This is a genomic window from Methanomicrobium sp. W14 (assembly GCF_017875315.1).
Classification (GTDB): domain Archaea; phylum Halobacteriota; class Methanomicrobia; order Methanomicrobiales; family Methanomicrobiaceae; genus Methanomicrobium.
In genome coordinates this window covers 303218-324270 of record NZ_JAGGMM010000001.1, presented here as the reverse complement: position 1 = coordinate 324270, position 21053 = coordinate 303218, and the positions used below count along the sequence as shown (strand labels likewise).

Annotated in this window: 19 protein-coding genes and 1 CRISPR repeat array; of the genes, 4 read left to right on the top strand and 15 right to left on the bottom strand. The window is 41.6% G+C overall.

What is annotated here, in order from left to right; genetic code table 11:
- The 4 genes from cas10 to cas1 all read right to left on the bottom strand — a co-directional run bounded on the left by cas10 (position 1) and on the right by cas1 (position 5984).
- A complete protein-coding gene (gene cas10 / locus J2128_RS01665; protein WP_209689105.1) occupies positions 1-2493 on the bottom strand; it encodes a type III-A CRISPR-associated protein Cas10/Csm1 in 2493 nt (830 codons plus the stop codon).
- A gap of 169 nt (positions 2494-2662) precedes the next feature.
- Complete coding sequence (locus tag J2128_RS01660; RefSeq protein ID WP_209689103.1) at positions 2663-3424, bottom strand: hypothetical protein; 762 nt, start codon at positions 3422-3424, stop codon at positions 2663-2665.
- A gap of 578 nt (positions 3425-4002) precedes the next feature.
- Positions 4003-4421: a CRISPR direct-repeat array (repeat unit 37 nt; unit sequence GTTGCAATCCTTGTTTTGTTGGAATACATTCTGCAAC).
- A gap of 257 nt (positions 4422-4678) precedes the next feature.
- A complete protein-coding gene (gene cas2 / locus J2128_RS01655) occupies positions 4679-4984 on the bottom strand; it encodes a CRISPR-associated endonuclease Cas2 (RefSeq protein ID WP_209689101.1) in 306 nt (101 codons plus the stop codon).
- A 13-nt stretch (positions 4985-4997) separates the two neighbouring features.
- On the bottom strand, positions 4998-5984 hold the full coding sequence (gene cas1, locus J2128_RS01650) for a CRISPR-associated endonuclease Cas1 (RefSeq protein WP_209689099.1): 987 nt from the start codon (positions 5982-5984) through the stop codon (positions 4998-5000).
- A gap of 81 nt (positions 5985-6065) precedes the next feature.
- On the opposite strand from cas1, the gene J2128_RS01645 reads away from it, so the two are divergent.
- The 4 genes from J2128_RS01645 (at position 6066) to J2128_RS01630 (ending at position 10253) form a co-directional block, all read left to right on the top strand.
- Positions 6066-6809, top strand: a complete 744-nt coding sequence (locus J2128_RS01645; protein ID WP_209689097.1) for a CRISPR-associated protein Csx14 — start codon at positions 6066-6068, stop codon at positions 6807-6809.
- Positions 6806-8062: a TIGR02221 family CRISPR-associated protein gene (gene csx2, locus J2128_RS01640; RefSeq protein ID WP_209689095.1), complete on the top strand. Its 1257-nt coding sequence runs from the start codon at positions 6806-6808 to the stop codon at positions 8060-8062. Before J2128_RS01645 ends, csx2 begins: the two co-directional genes overlap by 4 nt.
- Positions 8063-8308: 246 nt before the next feature.
- The gene (locus J2128_RS01635; protein WP_209689093.1) at positions 8309-8470 is read left to right on the top strand and encodes a hypothetical protein; all 162 of its coding nucleotides are present in this window, start codon (positions 8309-8311) and stop codon (positions 8468-8470) included.
- Between the two features lie 241 nt (positions 8471-8711).
- Complete coding sequence (locus tag J2128_RS01630) at positions 8712-10253, top strand: PAS domain S-box protein (protein ID WP_209689092.1); 1542 nt, start codon at positions 8712-8714, stop codon at positions 10251-10253.
- Between the two features lie 49 nt (positions 10254-10302).
- On the opposite strand, the gene J2128_RS01625 is transcribed toward J2128_RS01630, so the two are convergent.
- From J2128_RS01625 to J2128_RS01575, 11 genes are all read right to left on the bottom strand, one after another.
- Complete coding sequence (locus J2128_RS01625; RefSeq protein ID WP_209689090.1) at positions 10303-11577, bottom strand: hypothetical protein; 1275 nt, start codon at positions 11575-11577, stop codon at positions 10303-10305.
- 343 nt (positions 11578-11920) lie between these two features.
- Positions 11921-12145 (bottom strand): hypothetical protein, encoded by a 225-nt coding sequence (locus tag J2128_RS01620; protein ID WP_209689088.1) that lies wholly within the window; start codon positions 12143-12145, stop codon positions 11921-11923.
- Between the two features lie 18 nt (positions 12146-12163).
- Positions 12164-13036 carry a hypothetical protein gene (locus J2128_RS01615; RefSeq protein ID WP_209689085.1) on the bottom strand — a complete coding sequence of 291 codons (873 nt, stop codon included), beginning with the start codon at positions 13034-13036 and terminating at the stop codon, positions 12164-12166.
- A 168-nt stretch (positions 13037-13204) separates the two neighbouring features.
- A complete protein-coding gene (locus J2128_RS01610) occupies positions 13205-13468 on the bottom strand; it encodes a hypothetical protein (protein ID WP_209689083.1) in 264 nt (87 codons plus the stop codon).
- Positions 13469-13726: 258 nt separating this feature from the next.
- Complete coding sequence (locus J2128_RS01605; protein WP_209689081.1) at positions 13727-14221, bottom strand: hypothetical protein; 495 nt, start codon at positions 14219-14221, stop codon at positions 13727-13729.
- A 168-nt stretch (positions 14222-14389) separates the two neighbouring features.
- A complete protein-coding gene (locus tag J2128_RS01600) occupies positions 14390-15340 on the bottom strand; it encodes a calcium-dependent protein kinase (RefSeq protein ID WP_209689079.1) in 951 nt (316 codons plus the stop codon).
- Positions 15341-15403: 63 nt separating this feature from the next.
- Entirely contained in the window at positions 15404-16651 is a 1248-nt protein-coding gene (locus J2128_RS01595) for a hypothetical protein (protein WP_209689077.1), read from the bottom strand.
- A gap of 77 nt (positions 16652-16728) precedes the next feature.
- The gene (locus J2128_RS01590) at positions 16729-17313 is read right to left on the bottom strand and encodes a YIP1 family protein (RefSeq protein WP_209689075.1); all 585 of its coding nucleotides are present in this window, start codon (positions 17311-17313) and stop codon (positions 16729-16731) included.
- 202 nt (positions 17314-17515) lie between these two features.
- Positions 17516-17707 (bottom strand): hypothetical protein, encoded by a 192-nt coding sequence (locus J2128_RS01585; protein ID WP_209689073.1) that lies wholly within the window; start codon positions 17705-17707, stop codon positions 17516-17518.
- A 62-nt stretch (positions 17708-17769) separates the two neighbouring features.
- Positions 17770-19350: a hypothetical protein gene (locus tag J2128_RS01580; RefSeq protein ID WP_209689071.1), complete on the bottom strand. Its 1581-nt coding sequence runs from the start codon at positions 19348-19350 to the stop codon at positions 17770-17772.
- A 15-nt stretch (positions 19351-19365) separates the two neighbouring features.
- A complete protein-coding gene (locus J2128_RS01575; protein WP_209689069.1) occupies positions 19366-20490 on the bottom strand; it encodes a hypothetical protein in 1125 nt (374 codons plus the stop codon).
- Positions 20491-21053 lie beyond the last annotated feature (563 nt).

Here is a 21053-nt window from a genome sequence, read left to right as displayed (position 1 = left end):
TCACATCTCCTCTCTCTTTCTCATTCTAAGGCTTGTCCAGTAGACAGGCAGTTTGATCCACCCAAACATATCAGGCGAGATCAATTTTTCGACTTCACTTCTTACCGCAGTGTCCCTGATATTGCGTTTCATCATATACTTCAGGTGAGGCACGAACCGTTTCCTGTTCACTCTTGCATTCATCGCATTCTCAAAGGTGCACCCGGTTTTAGTAGTATCACCCCATGTCTGATTCCACAGCCTCAGGAAGGAATAGATCATCCCTCTGGACACCTTATTTAGGCAAACTGCATCTTCAAGATCTCTTGCAGTCTCAATAACCCTGAAATAGCTCTTTTCATGGGAAGTCAGTTCTTCATCTTTCCAGATCAGGCATTCGTCGAAGACTGAAATCCTGTTTTTTCCATTCTCTTTAGCATTCTCAAGACGCATGTCGGCATATGCAACCCCACGGGAGATCGGCAGTCTGGGAGAAGTTATCTCAACTCCCGCAGAAAGTGTAATCACAGGATTTTCACATGTAAAACGCCTGAATTCAGAATATATTTTTCCGGCAAGCTCTAATGCGATGTCCCACGGTGCAATTATCAGGAGATCGTCCCCGCCAGAATATGTGATATATACGGCAGGAATCTTTTTACCCAAACATTTCTCACAGGGTTTTTCATCTTTTGAAAGCCTGTAAAATTCAAATTTCTGGGGTTTTCCGCCGTCTTCTCTCTCACGGGTTATCTTTATAATATCGTTTCTGAACTTTTCAGCGCATTCGGAACAAAGATCATGATAAACACAGAACTCTTCACAGATTCTGTTCAGGTATCCTGCAAAGAAAAGCTGGAGCTGATCGCTGAATGTATGAATTCTTGAAATACTTCTGTCATTTTCAGGAATTCCAAATGCAAAAAGTTTCCCCAGGTTGTCTACATCTGCTTTCAGAATTCCCAGTTTTGGTGCCCCTTTTGAAAGCTTTGCTATATCACTGAAAGTAAGGATCTCCTTATTGTACTTCGGGACAGTATTTCCGATAAACCTGAATCCTCTCTCTCCTTTACCTTTCACTGTGAAATCAGTACTGTTTAACGAAAAAACATCTGTATTGCTGTCATAAACTTTTTTTTCTGCTTTTATGAGATCATAAGAAACATTCAGACCGTAGTCTCTATATGAAACCGGCAGAGATGCATCCCTTCTCCTGACTAGATATTCAGACCCTGCAATTTTTGTCCCGATATAATCATGAACCAGACAGGACCGGCAGTGATCTTGATCGTCAAGTAAGCTTCCGCAGACAGGACAAAACTTTTTAATTGACGCGTTCTGCCCGACAGGTTCAAATCTTATTCCGCAGTCAAGAAATTTTTGTGACTTCTTTTTTGCCACTTCTTCAGTAAGTCTTCTAAGTGTTGTTTGGAATTCACGTATATCGTCCTTTCCGGCATCGACAAGTCCTGTTGCAAGATATATCCTTCCTCCGAATTTCTGAAGGAGCTCCCTGTTGACTTTTGCCGCAAGCTTTTCAACCATGTCACGATTTTCAGGGGTGTTCGGTGCTAGGATTACAAATTTTCCGCCAGTGTCCCATAGCACCGATACCGGCGTCAGTGTCAGTTCTCTGCAAATTTCTGTGACTATGGCATCTGAAAACAATACAAGCCAGAAGGATCTTCCCCTAAGCCTTTTCGCCATTTTTTTCCGTGCATCCTCGGGTGTGACCACATTAAATATGAAGTCCTGAATCCCGGAGATGTCCCCCTGAATAAGGAGGTACGGCCGGGTTTTATCGCTGGACGCTGCAAGTGCATGTGCAATAGCGGCGGTTGTCTTTGAATGGTCAAACAACGGGATATCCGGATCATTGACATATACTGCGGATGGAATCTTGGAAGTATATCTCTTCAGAAGAGCAAGGGTTGTCCCGACATCGGGTTTTTTGTCCAGATTTCTGCATTGTTCCGTAAATCCTTTCCAGAGCCTTTTATACTGTTCTCTGAATGTATAGTTATACCTTTTAATTTCATCCAGACTTTTTGGAAATATATTCTCACTAAGATCAAGTTCTGAAACCGGGTAGTACATCGCATTGTCAGTCCCAGTCTCATTCTTTTTTCCGATGGATGGAAAAATGCTTTTTAACGGTTCTTTCCTGACATCGCCCTTTTCTTTATCTTTCCTCTCTCTTCGGTCCATTGCCGAAGAGAGACGGTCTGCATCCTGAATGATCTTTGCATAGTTCTTTGAAGCAGATGCGGCAGGATTATGATGACAAAGGACGAGGTCTTCAACTATAACATCAGGGAAGTATTGATTAATGAACTGAGCGCTCCATTTGGCGTGCGCCCCGTTTTTGCCATACTTTTCCTCGTTAAAGGCTTCGTATTTGCCGGTCAGTCCTTCTCCGGCCCGCTGGCTGAACTTACCAATATCATGGAACAGAGCTGCAGTTACTATCCTGTTAATCTCTGTCTCGTCCACAGTTGATAATCTTTTTTTCATACCTTAAACCTAACTATTTGTCTTTTTTTATGAAAATGTACATAATTCCATCATTTTACGAGCTATCAAAAGTAATTTTAAGAGATTTTTTTAATTTGTATTCTTACTCCGGTTTTTGGCTTTTTCATACAACCGGAAAAAAATTTCAAGTGGTCTTATCGACCTGATTTTAATAATATTCTCTTTTTCTATACCTTCTCCTCAACACAACCGCCGCCACTGCAATGATGAAGATAATGCATCCTGCGATAATTATTGTCTCAGGCGACAGTACAAAGCCTTTTTTGCTTTTAGCATATATCGGCGTACTTGAGAATGTCGTTCCGCCAAGGTGCCACTCCGCCTTGTTGTCGTCGACGTACTGAGCATTTGAATCTATTATTTCGGCGGGCATTTCAAGATATAAATCAATTTTGACTGAATCCATCATGGCATTGTATAGTAAGAAATACTGTGAAGAGCTGTATTTTTCCAACTCATTGTTTTCACTTACGAAAGTATTGTCAATGTACGTGATAGTACTTCCGTCATCAGTAATAATGCGTTTACTGTCGGGTAAAGGAGTCCACGTTCCGTTCTTTAGTTCCGTTGTTATTGTCACTTCATCGCCGCTCCAGTCTTCAGAATACGATATGTCGGGGTTCTTCGCTTTAATATATTCCTGAAGATTTGAATAGCCCTCTTTTTTGCAATTCTCGGAAATCAGACTATATATTGCCGGATTTGTTGTTATTGTCAGTTTTATGTAATTTATCGTTGCATCTGATGATACTCTGACATTTTCAGTCATTTGAACGCAGCCTGATGTCATAATAACAGTCATCAGAAGGACTGCTGCCATAGCAAAAACAAACAGACGTTTTTTTAATATTCTGCCTGCTTTTTTAACAGGTCCCTTTTTTTCAATATCACAATTTACAAATTTTTCCATGGTCTCACCTGTTATACCCTAATTTCCGCCATAAAACGAAGAAATCTGAATAATTGATTTTCAGAATCTAGTCAGAATAAAAATGCGGATTTAATATTTTTCCGGCTATGCAGTCAGAATTTTGCAGTTACACTTTATTGAAAAGCGTAACTAAAGTAAACATTTTAATCCTCTGCCGTGTCCTGAAAAAATATCAGAATTGTCGGTTATACGGTCAGAAAACAGTCTGTAAAAAGCATAGTCCCACAGCACAAGCTATGGTATAAAATCTGTTTTGATTTTTGAAGATATAAAGATTTTGGATAATACCATGCGGGCCATACAAAAGAACAGCAATTCAGTATTATAACCGAAACAGGAATACCTGCACGGCGCCAGGAGTCCGCTTCATAATTTTTCTGCACCCCATTCTCCTGACTGCATTATTCATAGAACCTTAGTTTAGTAGAATCTATCATACCACAGAAAATGAATAATTAAAGATGTAGCCCAGGGGATTTCAATTTTTATTTTCATTGGGATATATTCTATACTTATTTAACGTTCAGTCAGGCATTCAAGGCTAACGAGGCCAAGTTGTTGCAATCCTTGTTTTGTTGGAATACATTCTGCAACTTGAAATTTGCACATGGCTGAAACAGAGAGGATATTGTTGCAATCCTTGTTTTGTTGGAATACATTCTGCAACTTCCTGATTATACTATCCGGAATAACAATCAGAACATAAAGTTGCAATCCTTGTTTTGTTGGAATACATTCTGCAACACGACTATATCCCTGTACGTTATGATCCCCGGAAAAATGAGTTGTTGCAATCCTTGTTTTGTTGGAATACATTCTGCAACTGAATCAATCCGGGATGGAAAGGCTGCAATAGTGCCGTTGCAATCCTTGTTTTGTTGGAATACATTCTGCAACTGGGAGCATAACGATACAAATACACACAACGGTTATTATGTAGTTGCAATCCTTGTTTTGTTGGAATACATTCTGCAACGGCATCAAATCTGTCCTGATCTGGCAAATACCTTTGCAGTTAAGAGATCAACTCAGACATATATAAAAGGCATGTTGGTTTTTCAGAACCGGGTATTTAAAGACATACTTTTCATATTTCAATATATCGTCTTTGAGAGATACAAAAAAACCGATTTATGAACCAGTCCATTGTATTTTTCTGTATTTCCTTTAGTAACCGGAAATATTTCACCAACTATTTCTTCGTCCAAATCTACCTGAGGGTTTTTGCGGCAATTACCCAATGATAAGGCAGTTTTTCTTTCTGTAATCGTCCTCGTTGAACCTCTTTCCGATAACGATCTTCTTCTCAAGGCAGGATTTACACATAGTAAATACAAGAATACTGTCTGATTTTCTTTCCTCATCCCTTTCCTTCATTCTGGATTTCAGTGTTTCTGCAAGTCTTTGCATTAATCCGTCCGTCGCCTCACCGAAAAACACACTTTTCTGAAAACGCTCAAGACCAAAATCCCTGCAATCTTCGCTAATTTTTGTCCTCACATGAGTATCGCCAATATCATACATAACCCAGATAAACATTATAACTGCTCCTTTAATTCCATTTATAAGTAAAAGGCACATATTCCGTACCTTCTGCAAGGCAACCCGCAAGTAACCTGATGTTCTCCCTTATAACTTTTCGAAAAGTTGTTTTTTTACCCAGAATTGTTCTTTCATCGTCAAGACGGGCAATAATTTCACCGATAGCCTTTCTTCTCCCAATGTTGGTAAGGAAAAATGAATTGTCTACATCTCCGGCAGAAAAGCGGTTTCTGACTGCCATCGTGATGATAAGCCTGTCTGCGACCGGTTGCCTGAACTGCTCAACGCAATCATATATAAAGGACTTGTTTTTGGACCGGTCAGCATGCATAAAGCCGGTCCAGGGATCAAGTCCGGAATAAATGCAGGCCCTTTCGACTTCATTATAGAGAACACCGTAACAGTAATTGAGATACGAATTAAAGATATCAGCCGCAGGATGCTGACTTCTCTTCCCGGAATAAAAGGTCTTTGGAATCACTTCACCAAGAACTGAAAAATAAAGCGATGATGCCGCGCCTTCCGCTCCTCTCAACGCATTATAACCGTCCTCGAATGAAATTTTCTCTGCCTTGGCTGCAAAAGAGTCCAGTTTCAGTTTCTGGCGTCTGAGTTTCACATTATCCCTCGTTTTAGAGAGGGTCAGGATAAGATTTGACATATTAACGATCTTTGCACTGATGATAGACCTCATAATCAGAAACCCATTCTCCGATTCAGACGCCAGAAGTTGACAACGCCTTATTCGGGCGATTTTTCCAAAATCCGCAGGAATAACTCTGCATTCAGGAAGTCCGGATTTTTTCATAACAACCAGATCTATACCTCTTTCTGAAGCACATGCAAGGGCCGCTGTACTCACCACTGCGCTATCGCAGATAACAATCTGATCCACATCCTCTGTTGAAATCTCTTCTTTCTCTCCATTGCATTCTACAACAAATCTGTTGCTTTTTTTCATGAGAACAGCCCCGTAACCGTTGATAACTAAGTCCATTCTGTCACCTGTTTTGATCAGCAATATAAATTTATCAATTAAAAAACCCTACAATTCACAATACAGGTGAATGAATATTCTATGAAAACAGCAGTGATAGCACCACTAGGACTAAGTCCGCCTGCGATAACGTCATTCATAGACGGTATCGGGGCTCCAGTATCAGATCTGGTCATAATAGCCACCGACAACAACATGGTACTTGCAGGTGCAGATTTTCTCTCGGCAGGCCTTTCCTCAAAGTATCCCTGGCTTAGAATCCATACTGAGGTACTTTCATTTGATGATATATCAAACAATGAAGAAAATTTTACCTTCATGTCTCTTGCAGCCCATAATATACGCAGGGAGCGGGAAGACTTCAACTGCGACAGAATCTTCCTGAACTGTGCCGGAGGAAGAAAAAATGAATGCGTTACCCTTGCTCTGCTCGGTCAGATACTACAGGTTGACGGCGTATTCCATATTGTGAATAAAAACGTCAGTGTATTAAACGAGCGGTTAGAATACCTTAGAAAGGACATACTTGAATTTTTCGGTCTCAATGAAGAAGCACGTGACCGTCTTTATGAAAAGAAAAAATCTGAATATGATGCACTACTTTTTCCCCTCCGTTCAGGATATGAGATAATCCGTATACCCACTCTTCCGTTTCCCGACGATTATCTGGTTTACCTCATTCATTCAATCTCAAATTCCGGGGCAGGTATGGAAAAATCCGACCTTGAACTGATGGTAAGTCATGGAATCTTTGATAAAATCGGAAATAATTATGAGGTAACTCCTCACGGGCAGGCTCTTCTGGAGGTGCTTATTGGAAAATGAAACTTTTTTCATTTATCGGATCAGGGAATTATGAAAAAACGGAATATACATTAAACGGCAAATCCTGTAACACAGACTGCATTCAAGAAGCAATATGCAATTTTTTCCCCGGAATTGACGAGGCTGTTCTATTCACCACTGAAGAGGCATATAAATGTGCATACCCCCAGATAAAAGAGAATCTTGAGTCTTCATGCTCTGAAAAAAAGTTCATTGCAAATAATGTAATGATACCAAATTGCATGAACGAGGAAGAACTCTGGGAAATATTCAGAATAATTTCAGGTGAAGTCAATGACGAAGATAAGATAATTTTCGATATAACTCACGGATTCAGGTCCATTCCATTTGTAAGTTACCTAATCGCATCGTACCTCCGGTCAACCGGGAAAGTGGAAATAGAAAAAGTGCTTTATGGTACTTACCAGAAAGGAGTCAAGTCAAGTCCGATTCTGGATCTTACCTTGTTTGTCTCGATATCAGACTGGATAGCAGGTGCTTACAGTTTTACCGAGTCTCTTGATGCCGGTAAAATTTCAGGTCTTATACAGGAAATTAACAAAAATGTACACCTTGAAATGGCAAATCCCAATGAGGGCCCTAAAAAACTCCAGAAATGGTCTGATAACCTGAATAAGTTCACAATCGCCGTGCGGCTTTCAAGACCGGCCGACTCTCTTGAAAGAGCTAATGCAGTATTCCGGGATTATGATCAGGTCAAAGCTGAACTGGAATTCTTTGTCCCGTTTATAGACCCGATAGAAAACAGGATCTCAGGGTTGCAGAAATATATAACAGAAAAACCGCCTGATGGAAATATCACATGGGATTATGCAGAAAAACAACTGGAACTAATCGGACTGATGAACGAAAAGAACCTTTTTATGCAGTCCATGACCCTTGCACGTGAATTCATGGTCACTCTCCTTATTCTTTGGCACGGTAAATACTGCAAAGAATGGCTTGATGAAGGTATCCGCAGGAATTCGGAGAGAGCAATGGGTGCATTGATACGTGAAAAAAGGAATGGAAATTTTGACAGCATTCCTGAATTTTCAGAGTTTCTGAATATGCACCATAATGAAAAAGAGTCATTCTGCAGACTTTGGGGCACAATTACGGATCTCAGGAACAATATTGCCCATTGTGGGATGAAAATTCAGCCTTCCCCCATAGAAAAAATTCCTGTAAGAAGTTTAAAAATCTATTCCGATCTCAGGGCTTTCTTTTTTTCAATCAGACCTGTCACTTAAAAAAAAGTGATCTATAAAAAACGATTATTTTTTTCAAAAACCGGATTGTAAAGAATAATTCTGACTTTAATTTCCTTAACCGGATAAGAATATTTTTTCAGACTCAATAGATTCTCAAATTTTTATTTAATTATTTATAAAAACGCAGTTTACAAAATTCTACGGGTCATATTTTTGCTAATGTTCTTATTCATCTTAAACCTGCATTCACCTGAGTAGATCTGTCAGTCCCATTTTTGCAGTAACTTGTGTACAAGAAATCCTTTAATCACTACTTTTTCAGAGTCTCTCTACAAGGCCAAGCATTCCAAAACCAAATCCGTTATCGTCTCCTCCAAAGCCTCTCTTTTCTTTTCGTCCTTGGGAGACCACGACGCCATATTCGCACTTGGCGGGTGGGGGAGGTGATAGACGTGAACATGATTTATGCAGGGCATTTTCGTTTTGTTCCTCTCAAACCAGACCTCCACATCCTTTCCCAGGGTTATGATAAATTTTATGCAAAATCATGAAAAATATCAACGGGTAAATATGAGATAAACAGTTGCAGCAGAAATTCAGTTATAAAATAAATTAAACGAAACTAAAATTTTATCTGTCTTAAAGTCAATTATCAGAATAACAGCCTTGCCAGTCACACCGGATTAACATGTCAGAGAGCAAAATTTTTCTTTTATACGTCGACGACGAACAGCTGCTTCTGGATTTGGCGAAAGCATATCTCGAACGGACCGGGGATTTTATCATAGATACCGTAACATCCGCAAAAGAAGCGCTTAAACTCATCAGCGGCAACAAATATGACGCAGTCATATCCGATTACCAGATGCCCGAAACAGACGGCCTGGAATTTCTGAGAAGCCTGCGCAGTACAGGAAACAACATCCCGTTCATCATCTTTACCGGCAAAGGAAGAGAAGAGGTGGCAATCGAAGCACTAAACGCAGGCGCCGACTATTACCTGCAGAAAGGCGGGATGCCGAAAGTCCAGTTCGGAGAACTCCAGAATTTCATCACCCACGCCGTCAAAAAAAGAAGGGCGGAAAAAGCCATCCTCGAACATGAAAGAAGGATGGCTGAAATCATCGATTTTCTGCCTGACGCAACATTTGCAATAGACACAGACGGGAAAGTGATTGCATGGAACAAAGCACTTGAGAACCTGACCGGAATTATGGCATCCGACATAACTGGCAAAAACGAATATAGGTATTCAGTTCCGTTTTACAAAAAACAACGCCCTTTACTAATCGATATCGTCCTCAACAGGGAACTCGCAAAAGAAGTCTCTTACGACTCACTGAAATTTGAAGGCGAAGACAGGATAAGTGCGGAAATATTTCTGCCGGACTTCAAAGGAGGAGACGGAACATATTTCTGGTTCACGGCGTCACCTCTTTATGACACCGAAGGAAACGTCTCAGGGGCGATAGAATCAATACGTGACGTCACAGAATTCAAAATGACCGAAGGTCTTTACACTACAATCTTTGAAGATACCGGCACCGCAATGATGATCGTCGACGACAACATTCAAATCCTCAACGCCAATGAAAAAATGAGACATCTTTTGGGACTTTCAAAGAACGAAAGCAAAAAACCCGATGACCTGCAACCATGCATCACAGAAGAAGACAGGGAAAAACTTCTTAAGTACCACAGTCTTTTAAAAAACGAACCTGAAAAGGTCCCGGAAAACTATGAATGCAGGGTAGTCCATAAAGACGGCAGCATCAAAACGACTCTTTTAAACGGAGCAATTATTCCGGGGACAAACAAAACCATAATCTCCCTTATAGATATTACCGAACAAAAAAAAGCGGAAAAACTGCTGAGGTTTACAAAGTTCAGCGTTGACAATGCCCCGGACGGCATATTATGGGCCGATGAAAACGGGAGGATTTTCGCGGCAAACCAGAGTGCGGTCAGGATGTACGGCTATCCCGAAGAAGAGCTGACTGGGTTGAAAATCACGGATTTCGCCCCGGATTTCCCGGAAGACCGCTTCAGTGAGTTCTGGGAAAAGGCAAAGGACAACGGCTGCCTCAAATTTGAGGCAGACGTTTTAAAAGAGGACAGGACAGTCAGAACCGTTGAACTAAACATAGTATTTCTGAATTTTGAAGGGCAGGACTATGAATGCGGCTTCGCAAGGGACATAACCGACAGAAAAAATTCCGGAGATACTTAACCGTAAAAAAAAATTACCTTTGATTTTTCATGGTTTAACTCTGAAAAAATTAATGATTCTGCTGGTTCATCCTGTCAATTTTCGTTAAAATCACTTCTCCGTTAAGTTTTATAAGCGTGACATTGCCACAACTTCCGTGGTCAACCGAAGCGCCGTTAGGCACCTGAATCAGGCGGACCTCGTTTGAATAATAAAGGGAGCGGACCTGAATGCCTGAACTGTCGTAAACCCTTACTATCCCGTCGGCGCCAAAGTCCATTATCCAGCCGTACTCAAGATCACTGTTCAGAGTGGAATTTCCCGGCGGGACAATCTGAATTTCATATCCGTCCGGGATCTCAGGTTTTATGCTTTCGTTTGCAACCAGTTTTGGGAGTGAAAGGGCATCAGTGTCGATAAAACTGTTTTCTTCTGATGTATTTTCCCGAAGGTTCAGGACCGTTGTAGAAGTCGCGGCATTGGCATTGAATTGACCGTCAGCCGAATCAACAGACACAATGTACTTTCCGGAGTTCAGAAGCGAGATGTCGACAGTGCCTGAAAAACTGTTGATGCCGTCCTCACCCCTGACGACTACAGCGTTTCCGTCTGCAATCTCATGTGAAAAATTATAAATGCGTGGCGTAGGGTGCGAACTTACCGTAAGAAACGTAATGGACAAATTCGCTCCCAGAGGAAGGTCTGTAATTCCTGATACGACCGCTGTCTTCGAGCCTGTTATCTCAACCGGGTCCAGCCAAATCCGGTTGTCGACCCCACTTAAAATATACACCCTGCACAGGTTGCCGTAAGACTTTATTCCGTCCTCAAAGAAGTCCGTAAGACTAAGCGGGGAATATCTGCCGCCGTTGATTTTATCAACGAGATTCCGGGAAATTTTTTCGCCTGCACCTGTGACATTCCCGGAAACGGGGTCTTTTTCAAACGAAAAACCTTTCTGAGACACAGGGTATTCTATCAGGATGACTGTCGACAGGTTGTCAGGCAGCAGGTCAGTCCACTCTGGGCTGAAGTTTATAGAAAATAAACCGTCTGAACCCACCGGAACATCATAGAAAGTGATGCTGTCGTTGAAAAACCACACCCTGACAATGTTTATATCATGACCACTGACGTTTCCTGAAACAAAGAGCGGTCCGCCGCGTAAAACATTTTGGTGCTCTCTTACGAAATCACCAGCTTTCGGCATTTCGGATGCATTTATAACCGTGACAGAAAAATTTTCATAACTTAGGACTTCATGACCGTTATCTGCGGCACCACCTGCTGCAACGATTTTTTGATTATCAGTACACCCCGAGACGAAACAGAATACAAAAAACAAAATTAAAAGGGCGAAGATAGTTCTCCGAATTTTATATGAATTATAATTGTCAGGCATATTATGCTCACACAATCTGACTATATCAGCCTGAGCCCCTATATTCTTTTTGCCCTTCACCACTCCCGGATTTTTCAAATTTGCTGTCCTGAAACAGATTATCTTTGGGTAACATATTTGACAAAAACCCGCCGCCGGCCCCGTCCTTGGGCCTCTTTTTGTGATAAGCCACATAGAAAACAGGTTATCTTCCGGAAAAGATTCCGGGCTGTTGCCCGGTTATGGATGGATGCGGAAAGTTAGGGAATTTAATATGTGCAAAATGATTTCGTAATACTACAGTTGTCTACCTTTGCATTCTGGACATACGCCTGAGGCCCATAAGAACAACCCCGGCAAAGCAGAACAAAGACAGTACATAGAAAATAAATCCGGTAAACTGGCCGAAGAGCATCAGTACAGGTTCAAGTCCGGGATACATCCCGATAATATTGCTGTAAAAGACCAGAAGGAACAACATCAAAAGAAAAATTCCGGTCAGGATATTGTCTGCCGATATATTCTGATGCATTTTTTCCATTCACCCCTTTTATGAAAGAACCATAGTCAAATACACAAGCGCCGCCGAAATGAAAAAGCCCAAAACGAACACACTTCCTTCGGCATACTTTTCTGATATTTTTGGTTTCAGGATGTATATAACTGCTGCCGAAACCAGAGAGACCGCGATAGCCGTAAGAATCCACAGCGGAAAAAGACTCGTGATGCAGGGGATGGCTGCAAGAAAAGGCAGGGGCAGAAAAACAAAAAAAGCCGCAGCTATCATGACTGCAAAAACCTTCGGGCCTGAAATTTTCCGGGCGCCTTTATTTATTTCATTCACTGTCATAAGGACCATCACCGAAAGCGACGCCGCTGCAACGGGAAGAAGAAACAGGATGATTCCGGGGATTAAAAGGAGCAGGAGAAAAAGGGCCCGCTTATCCGTTTTGAAACTGTCATAGAACCTCTGAACGAACACTAATAGTGACGTCGCCGAAGTCGAAAGGATTAACGGCCCGATAAAATCTCCCAGGACACGGAGATACGGGTAATAAAAGTCACACAGGTACTGTGTTGTTATGAAGTAGACCGGATAAGTCAGGGCAACCAGAAATACCGCAGGCAGAACAAATTTTTTGTTCAGGTAGTCCCGGAAGGCGACAACAGGCGAGACCATTACAAGGGAAGTTCCGACCGCAGCAAGCGCCGGGCCTAAAATCCCACGGCCTGTAAATGCGGACAGTGCAATAAGAACGAATCCGGCGACAACCCCTGAGACAAGCTGTATTTTTTCATCTTTTATCCTTGTCAGGACCAGGTAAACCAGGACTGAAAACGCTGCAAAGACAATGCAGGTAAGTATGAGAGAGTCTAGTATACAGTCCAGTGACCCGTCAATAAATATATTTGTATAATTCATTTTTTCTCCGGCAACGGGGTATATTGATTTTAAAATATAAACAACTGCTGTATTGAATCCTGCCTGCCAGCCATAAAACGCCAGACTCCGGTTAAAAAAAATCATCGGAGTAACTGACTTTTTTTCCTGAATGCCGACCGCAAAAATATTATTGCCGTTTTTTTCATTTCAGGACTCATTGAAGTACAGGAATGAAGTTTCATTGTATATCATCACCAGGCTGCTGCCGTTATATACGTAGTCCAGATGATTTGAAAAGTCTCTTTCCCTGGAGTACGGTATTCCGGCTCTTGTCCCTGAGTCCTGAACAAAAGGGAACTTTGCGTTGCCTCCGAGCAGTTCACCTGCACCCTCGTCAACGGTGAATGCGAACCTGATGCCTTTATAGTCCATAATTAATTCCGGGTCTTCGTCGCAGTATGGTCTGTTCAAAGGGCAGGAATGAAAGACCACCGCAACCGAAACAGGTTTTCCCCCGTGCCTGAGCAGTTCCTGTGCACGTTCGTCTTTTAAAGCAATACCAGCGAGGTGGTCCTTCAGTACAAAACCTGAATAATTTTTTTCATCTTCCCGTTAAAGTCATTTTCTCAGGATTATAATCCAATGAATATTCAGGTTTGTACTGATTATAATCTAAACTAAACTCGTTCAGTCCGCCACTAATCGCAAATTACACAGAAAACCAGGGAATTATTCCGCCGACAGCAAATGTGAGGGGTGACCGAAACCCGCAAGGCACCCTATTTCAAAATACCGTCCGTTATATTCATAGACTACCGGGAATTCGAACGGTGTGCATTTCTGACCGGCCGTATCTCTGCACGATAAATTGCGCAACTTTGTAATGTTATCTACCGGGCCCTTGAAGTCATAGACAAACCTGTGGCCGTTATACCATTTCCCCAAATCATCCGTACGGTTTTTTAAACCTTCCCCGACCCTGGGAAAACTGATAAAGTCGTCGTCTTTTAAGTGAACAATAGTTTCATTTGTGATATAATCCGGGTGCACTTCCTGAACCGTGCAATAGCCGGCGGTCTTATTGGCGTCCCCGGACAAATAAGAGTCCTGCGGTGATTTTTCAGGCTGAATGAAAGAAGAACAAAAAAAGTACGATACAGCTGCCGCGATTACAATACATAAAACAAGTGCCAGACGGCCTTTCTGAGTCTTTGATAACATCATATCGGACACATCCACAGAAATTTATTTTACTGTTTTGGACTAACACCGAAAGTCAACAGTTTAACAGGTACATGTGAAACTGCATGAAATTTTGAAAAACTTTCAGGGACAGGTCTCTTTAAGACCCGGCAACTGAAAAATTTTGCCCTCTTCCAAAAATTTTGGGTTTCACTTTGAAGCATACACATATTCGGCATAGGGTCTTTCCTCTCCTTTCGAAAAGGCTGTCCCGCTGAATAAATATACGGGCTTCAGCTCGTCCTGCTGATAAATCCTCGGTTCCATCAGGTATCCGAGGGAAATGTTGTCCACTATGATTTTGTCATACCCGGCGATGCTTAAATTACTGACAGTCCTGCGGCTGCACAGGTCATCGTATGCGTCTTCAGCGGTTTTAATGGCCACATCTCCAAAAGGCTCAGCCTCTCTCCAGTTTTTTGTCATCCCGACAACTTCGCCGCCGTCACCTATGACGACCGAAAATTCGTCCCCGTAAACCGGCATTCCGTCAAGTTCTCTGGCATATGAAACGGCGACAGTTACATTGTATGACTCTTTCGGGCATGAGCCGCCACTCCAGACCTGCTGCTTCTGGTTCACTCCGGCGGTTTTGACGAAACTTTCCTCTTCGTACATCCCTGTCTTCTTCAGAAACGAATCCGCAATATCAACCGCTTCATCGCCATAAGGGAGATTCGGCTGCTCTTCAACCGTATTCGGAAATTCCAGGTCCGGAACGGAATAGACCACCGCACCCGACCGTGAATAATACGACACCTGTCTTTTCTGGTCGGAACCGTCAGTCATTATGAACTCGCCGGTATTTTCAATATAATCCTTTAGTTCTCCTTTAAGACCAAAAAATGCGGCGATGTCATCTATTTCCTCCGGGTCCGCTTTTGTGTTATTTATTTTGTATAGCGTCACAGCATCTTTTTCATCCGGCAACTGTGTGTTCAATATAATCAGGTACTTCCCGGAACTATTTCCCGGATTTTCCGAAATGTATGCCTGCCCGGAAATATTTCCGATTATTTCGGCAGAGAACGCAATACATGCAGATACAGCAATCACCAGTATTATCCCAAGAATTATCCTTCTTCTCTTTCTTTCTTCCATTTTATCATCCTTGTCCGGGCAGTCCCGCAGGTAACGGGCGGTTTAAGGTTTATTTATACGGCTTTACGGTACAAATATATATCTTCCGACTGACCCGTCACCGGAATAGTTTCCGTCGGGCACTTTCTGTACAAGGATATAACCGGTGCATTCCGGGGAATCTGAAGGTTCGCGGATTAATCCTCCAAGGCGTGACCACCCCGAATTGGCATTTGTTCCCACTCCGGCAAGGACATGCCAGTCGTAATCGTCCAGATAATACTGCTTCGGCGCAGTCTCCGATACCGGGTTAAGACTGAGCGAAACCGATGCACTTTCGGTGAAATAACCGCACCGTGCAGTCCACGTGAGGTTACTGAAATTATCTGAATGAAGTCTCACGGAATGACCGAAAAGTCCTGAAAAGAGACCAAGCTTATCAAATGTATTCAGAAAACCCCCGGATGTATCTTCACACGACTGCATGTACTTTGACGATGTCTGCGGATGTGACCGCATGGCAGGAGCGTCCCAGGACTTCATTGAGTCATACCCTGCGGCAAAATTATAGTTCACATAGAATTCGGAATTCTTCCAGCCTGTCGGATTACCTGATTCGTTTTCGGCTTTCATCTCGACATGGGAGCCTATGCAGAAATAATCCCTTTCGGGGTCAAGGTCGCCCGGACTCTGGGAGAAGACCGTCGTGGCTGTCACCTTTCCTTTTCCCTGATATTCCCTGACTGTCGTATGCCGGGCTATCTGATAATAGTCGTCGTATAACAGCGGTCTGCACTGTGGAGGGTTATCCCCCGAGACTATAACCGAATCCGTCCTGAATTTCCCCCAGTCTTCTGCACGCGAAAGAAAATCTTCCGGTGAAGGGGGAGTTGCGTCGGCATCTACAATTTCGGTGTATGAAGTAGAAACTCCGTTTGAAAGGACTTTCATATAATAACCGGCGAGTTTTTCATCACCGGAGATGTCGGGGAAAAACACCGCACGGTAATTGCAGCGGGTGCCGGGGTATTCAAATTCATAGGAAACATTCGGTTTTGTATTTCTCCAGCCCAGAATTTCATCTGAAGTGAAATTTGTATATGACAAAAAGTAATCCGCACCTGCACTGCTGATGCTCCCGTTGCTCCCGCTTGTGTTTTCACCCGGAAGAGAGAGTGCGGATGCACATACCTGACCTGAAAGTATAGCAACACTACAAAAGAGAAGCAGTGATGCGGAAAAAAATATTTTCGTACTGGATAATTTATTCTTTTCAGATTTTAAGAAGAATGGGTTTGGAATTTTCAGAAAAATTCTTTTTCTTTCAGGCACCCGCATATTTTTCACTTCCCACCGGATTTTTAATTTTAAAGTATTTTTCAGATAACATGCTCAACAGTTTTTTTTATTCAGGCTCCAGACAATACCGGCACCGCCCCGGTCCCGTAATTAAAATAAATAATTGCCAAAAGAACGGCAGAAATAAAAAGCGTTACAAGTGTTGACTGCATATTGGTTTTTTCTTTCAGTATTCTGATGCTTATGTAAGTAATTACACCAAACCAGACCAAAAGAGGCAGTAAAACATAAAATGCTCCGAAAAATTTTGTTAACCACAAAAACAACACTACCGGCGTCCCGGAATAGATGACTCCCTTAAATGTCTCATTATATTTTCCCGCCCCGCCTTTTGTAAAGAGAAGGAAAAAATGAATTATCAGACTTATGGCAAGGACAAGAAATATGCCGGATGCAATAAATGAAATATAATTGACCACGAATACGACAAAAAGCCAGGCAATGCCCCAGTTCCCGGAGGTACCTACAGAACTGTACCTGTAAAGAAGAGACGCAAGCAGGTAAAGTACAGACCCGGCCAGTGTAATGAAAACAAAAAAGAGAAGGTCTTCCCTGTAGTCACTTTTTCTAACTTTTTGTATTGCATGAGAAGGACTGGCCAAAACATAAAATGCGTTTTTGATGATTTCGTGCAACTGTTTTACCCCTTTATCAAACCCCGGATTTTCAAAGAATAATATTATGGTTATGATTTAAATAAATTCTCTTTGAATCATCGAACTGTCAGAAAAGCGGTCAGGACTCAGACGTTTCAAAATCACTAAATGATTTCGTTTAAAAAAAAGTTTTCAAAATTTTTTTTGCCTGATTTTTTTCTTAGCGAAAAAACTGCGAAAATCACGAAACGTGAACACTCACGTTTACAGGCGTGAAGCCTGAACTGTTTATGCTCAACGACTTTTCAACCGTAAACCTGTAGTCGTTTGAAGTCGTCATAAATCCGGTCTTTCCAGTGGACACTCTTAAAAGGATACTGAAATTTATATCGTCGGGCGCTGTTTCATAACTTTTTTTGAGAGTGCCGGACAATAATGAAAAATTTTAGAGGACTTAATTTATTCAGCACTATTTTTCCATTAAAATGAGAATAATCATTTTGATTTGGTTACATTCAGGTCAAACCACATTGTTGTAATACCTGCACTGGAATTGGGATGCCTGAGCCTGAAATACCTTTTAAGCAGAAAATGATATAAGTTTTCAGGAACGTCCTTTGTTGTCGTGATATTGACATTAACGCTGTAATTATTTTTTGGATATGAAACAAATTCTGACGGAATGCATGTAACATTGATACCCTGAGGCAACGGCACCTGATTTTCTGAATAGTACTCACTCACTCCGGTAACATTAATTGTCTCATTTCCGGTCAGTTCCTTGTTTTTCTCAATCCTCAATACGAAAGTCATGTTTTCTCCGGCTCTTATTTCACCGGAATTCGGGTTCAGGTACTCCTCAGAGGCACCGAAATGAGACTTTCCGGGGACTATAAGAGTCGGCGTGACTTTGTTGCCGGAATAATTCCCGTCGGGCACTTTATGTACAAGGATATAACTTATGCATTCCGGGGAATCCGAAGGCTCACGGACTAATCCTCCAAGGCGTGACCATCCTGAATCAGCACCAATTCCTACTCCTGCAAGGACATGCCAGTCGGAATCGTCCACATAAGTCTGCTTCGGCATAGTCTCTATTACCGGGCTGAGGCCAAGTGAACCGGATGCACTTTCGGTGAAATAACCGCACCGGGCAGTCCATGTGAGGTTATTGAAATTCTCTGCATTGAAAACCACAGAATGACCGAAAAGCCCTGCAAAAAGACCCAGCCTATCAAATGCATTCAGAAACCCCCCTAACGGATCTCCACGTGACTGCATATACTTCGACGATGTCTGCGGGTGTGACCATGCGGCAGGAGCGTCCAAAGATTTCAGCGAGTCATAACCTGTGGCAAAATTATAGTTTGCGGAGAATTCCGAATTCTTCCAGCCTGTCATGTTCCCTGATTCGTTTTCGGCTTTCATTTCGACGTGGGAACCTATGCAGAAATAATCCCTGTCAGGGTCTCCGTCATTTAGGTACTGATAAAGGACGGTCGTAACGGTCACCTTTCCGATATCGAGATAGTCCCTGACAGTTGTGTGCCGGGCAATTTCGGAATACCCGTCAAAAAACAAAATTTCATGCCCGAACAGAGAATTCATGGCTTCTGTAAGAGAATCCGACATATTGTCCGCCTGCACTTCTGCACGTGAAAGAAAAGTGTCAGGTGAAGGGGGCGCTGCACCGGCATCAATAATTTCGGCGTATGACGTCGAAACTCCGTTAGGAAGGACTTTCATATAATAACCGGCGAGTTTTTCGTCACCGGAGATGCCGGGGAAAAAAACGACACTGTAATTATAACGGCTGACGTGAATCTCAGATCCAAAATAAACGTTGGGCTCTGTGTTTCTCCAGTCGGTGATTTCGTCTGATGAGAAATTTGTACAGGACAAAAAGTAATCCGTATCCGGGTTATTTATGTTTTCATCCGGCAGGGGAATGGCGGATGCACAAACCTGACCTGAAAGTATGAAAAGACTGAAAAAGATGAGCAGTGATACGGACAAAAATCTTTTCGCAAGGAATATTTTATTCACCTCAAAAAAAAATGGATTTATGGTTTTCAATGCAGTTGTCTCCTTTCAGACGTGGACATAACCATTTCCGGTCCAACGGACTTTACAATAATGCCCCCATGCATTTGTTCCTGAAGGTGCATAACCTGGAACTCCATTTTTAAATATTGTCCATCCATTTGAAACATCGGCTTTTACCCGTGAGATTATGTAAGTATTACCATCACGCGCAGGTGCTTGTGAACACACAGACTCCTGACCTGGTGAAAATTCAAATGAATGTTCTGCACAATCCGTTCCTGATCTAAATTCTTCATCCCAACTAAATTTATTTCCGGATAAATGGTTGAATTCAACACATCTATCTGGAATTTCTGTTGTCCATTCAAGGCTACAGCCTCCAGAATTAAGAGATAGACCCATATTAGTATACCCTGTTGTTGTTTGCGGATTATTCTGACTTACAAACACACTTGGCAAATGCTGATATGAACCCAACGAATAATCAGAGTTTATTTCTACATTAAATTGAAAATTTTTGTACGGTTCATACCCTGAAACTATGATACCTGGATCGGTTCTCAAAATAGTCTTTGTAAAGAAATAATCCTGATCGGAATTTGTTTCTAGATTATCCCAATACCATGAGGATATAAGTTGCGCATTTCCAACACCAGGATAATTACGGGAGATCCTAGATGTATGAATTTGATGGGGTCCAGAACTAGAACTAGTTTTTAACTCCTTAAAAGACTCAAGCGTTTTAACATTTAATGGACCGTTAATCCAATTATCTATGTTTGTTGATGCTTTCTTAGATGAATAAGTTTCATTGGATGGAACCACCTCAGCATAGGATAAACTTTCCCCACTGGGGAGTACCCTAAATGCATATCCAACGATTTTTTCATCTTTAGAAATATCAGGTTCAGCAAAACCAATATACTGTGATGGAAGCGATTTAAATTCTTTTTCAAAAGAATTTAGTACTTCCTGATCCTGAGCATCAATTTGATCTTGAGAGATCCCTGAACCAACAAGGCGTACCGTGTATTTTTCTTCGTTATATTGGTTTTCTTGATCAGGCTGTAATGTATTGTTTTCAGCACTAACGACAGGGACAAACATTGTTCCAATCAGTGCCAAAACAAACAGCAGGCTCAAAGCCCACATTCCTTTTTTCGTTTTCATAAATTTCGTCTCCACATTTCATGGAGTACCGGATTGCAAATATTAAACTTGCAAATATTAATATACTACTTAAGTGCAGTAATTTAATTACCGGTATTCTAAGCCGGTAAATGACCGGGGATAAAAAGGAAAGATGACATACAATTCATTTCCTTTTCTTCCCCCTGAATTACCTTTGGCTTTTTTATAGGTTCAATCAAAGCAGTTTATACTTAGATCTCCCCAATTTGTAATTTGAAAAAAATACTTTATACGTCTTCTCACCATGTACTTGAACTAATACTTAAAAAATAAGAAAAAATCTTTCATAAATACAAATAAAACCAATTAATTCAGGAATTATATAGAAATCCGGCGTTATACTTAATATATGCATGATGATCTGCCGATCTTTTATGTATTTTTCTATGCGCGGATATATGTCATGCTTAAAAATCCTTTTCCATTGATTTTATACCAAAATTAAAAATATCCAAAGACTGTTTATATTAGTTGCACATAATTAATAGATTCATAGCAGAGATAGAAAAAGACTTGTTTTATATTTTTATATTCGTACCAGA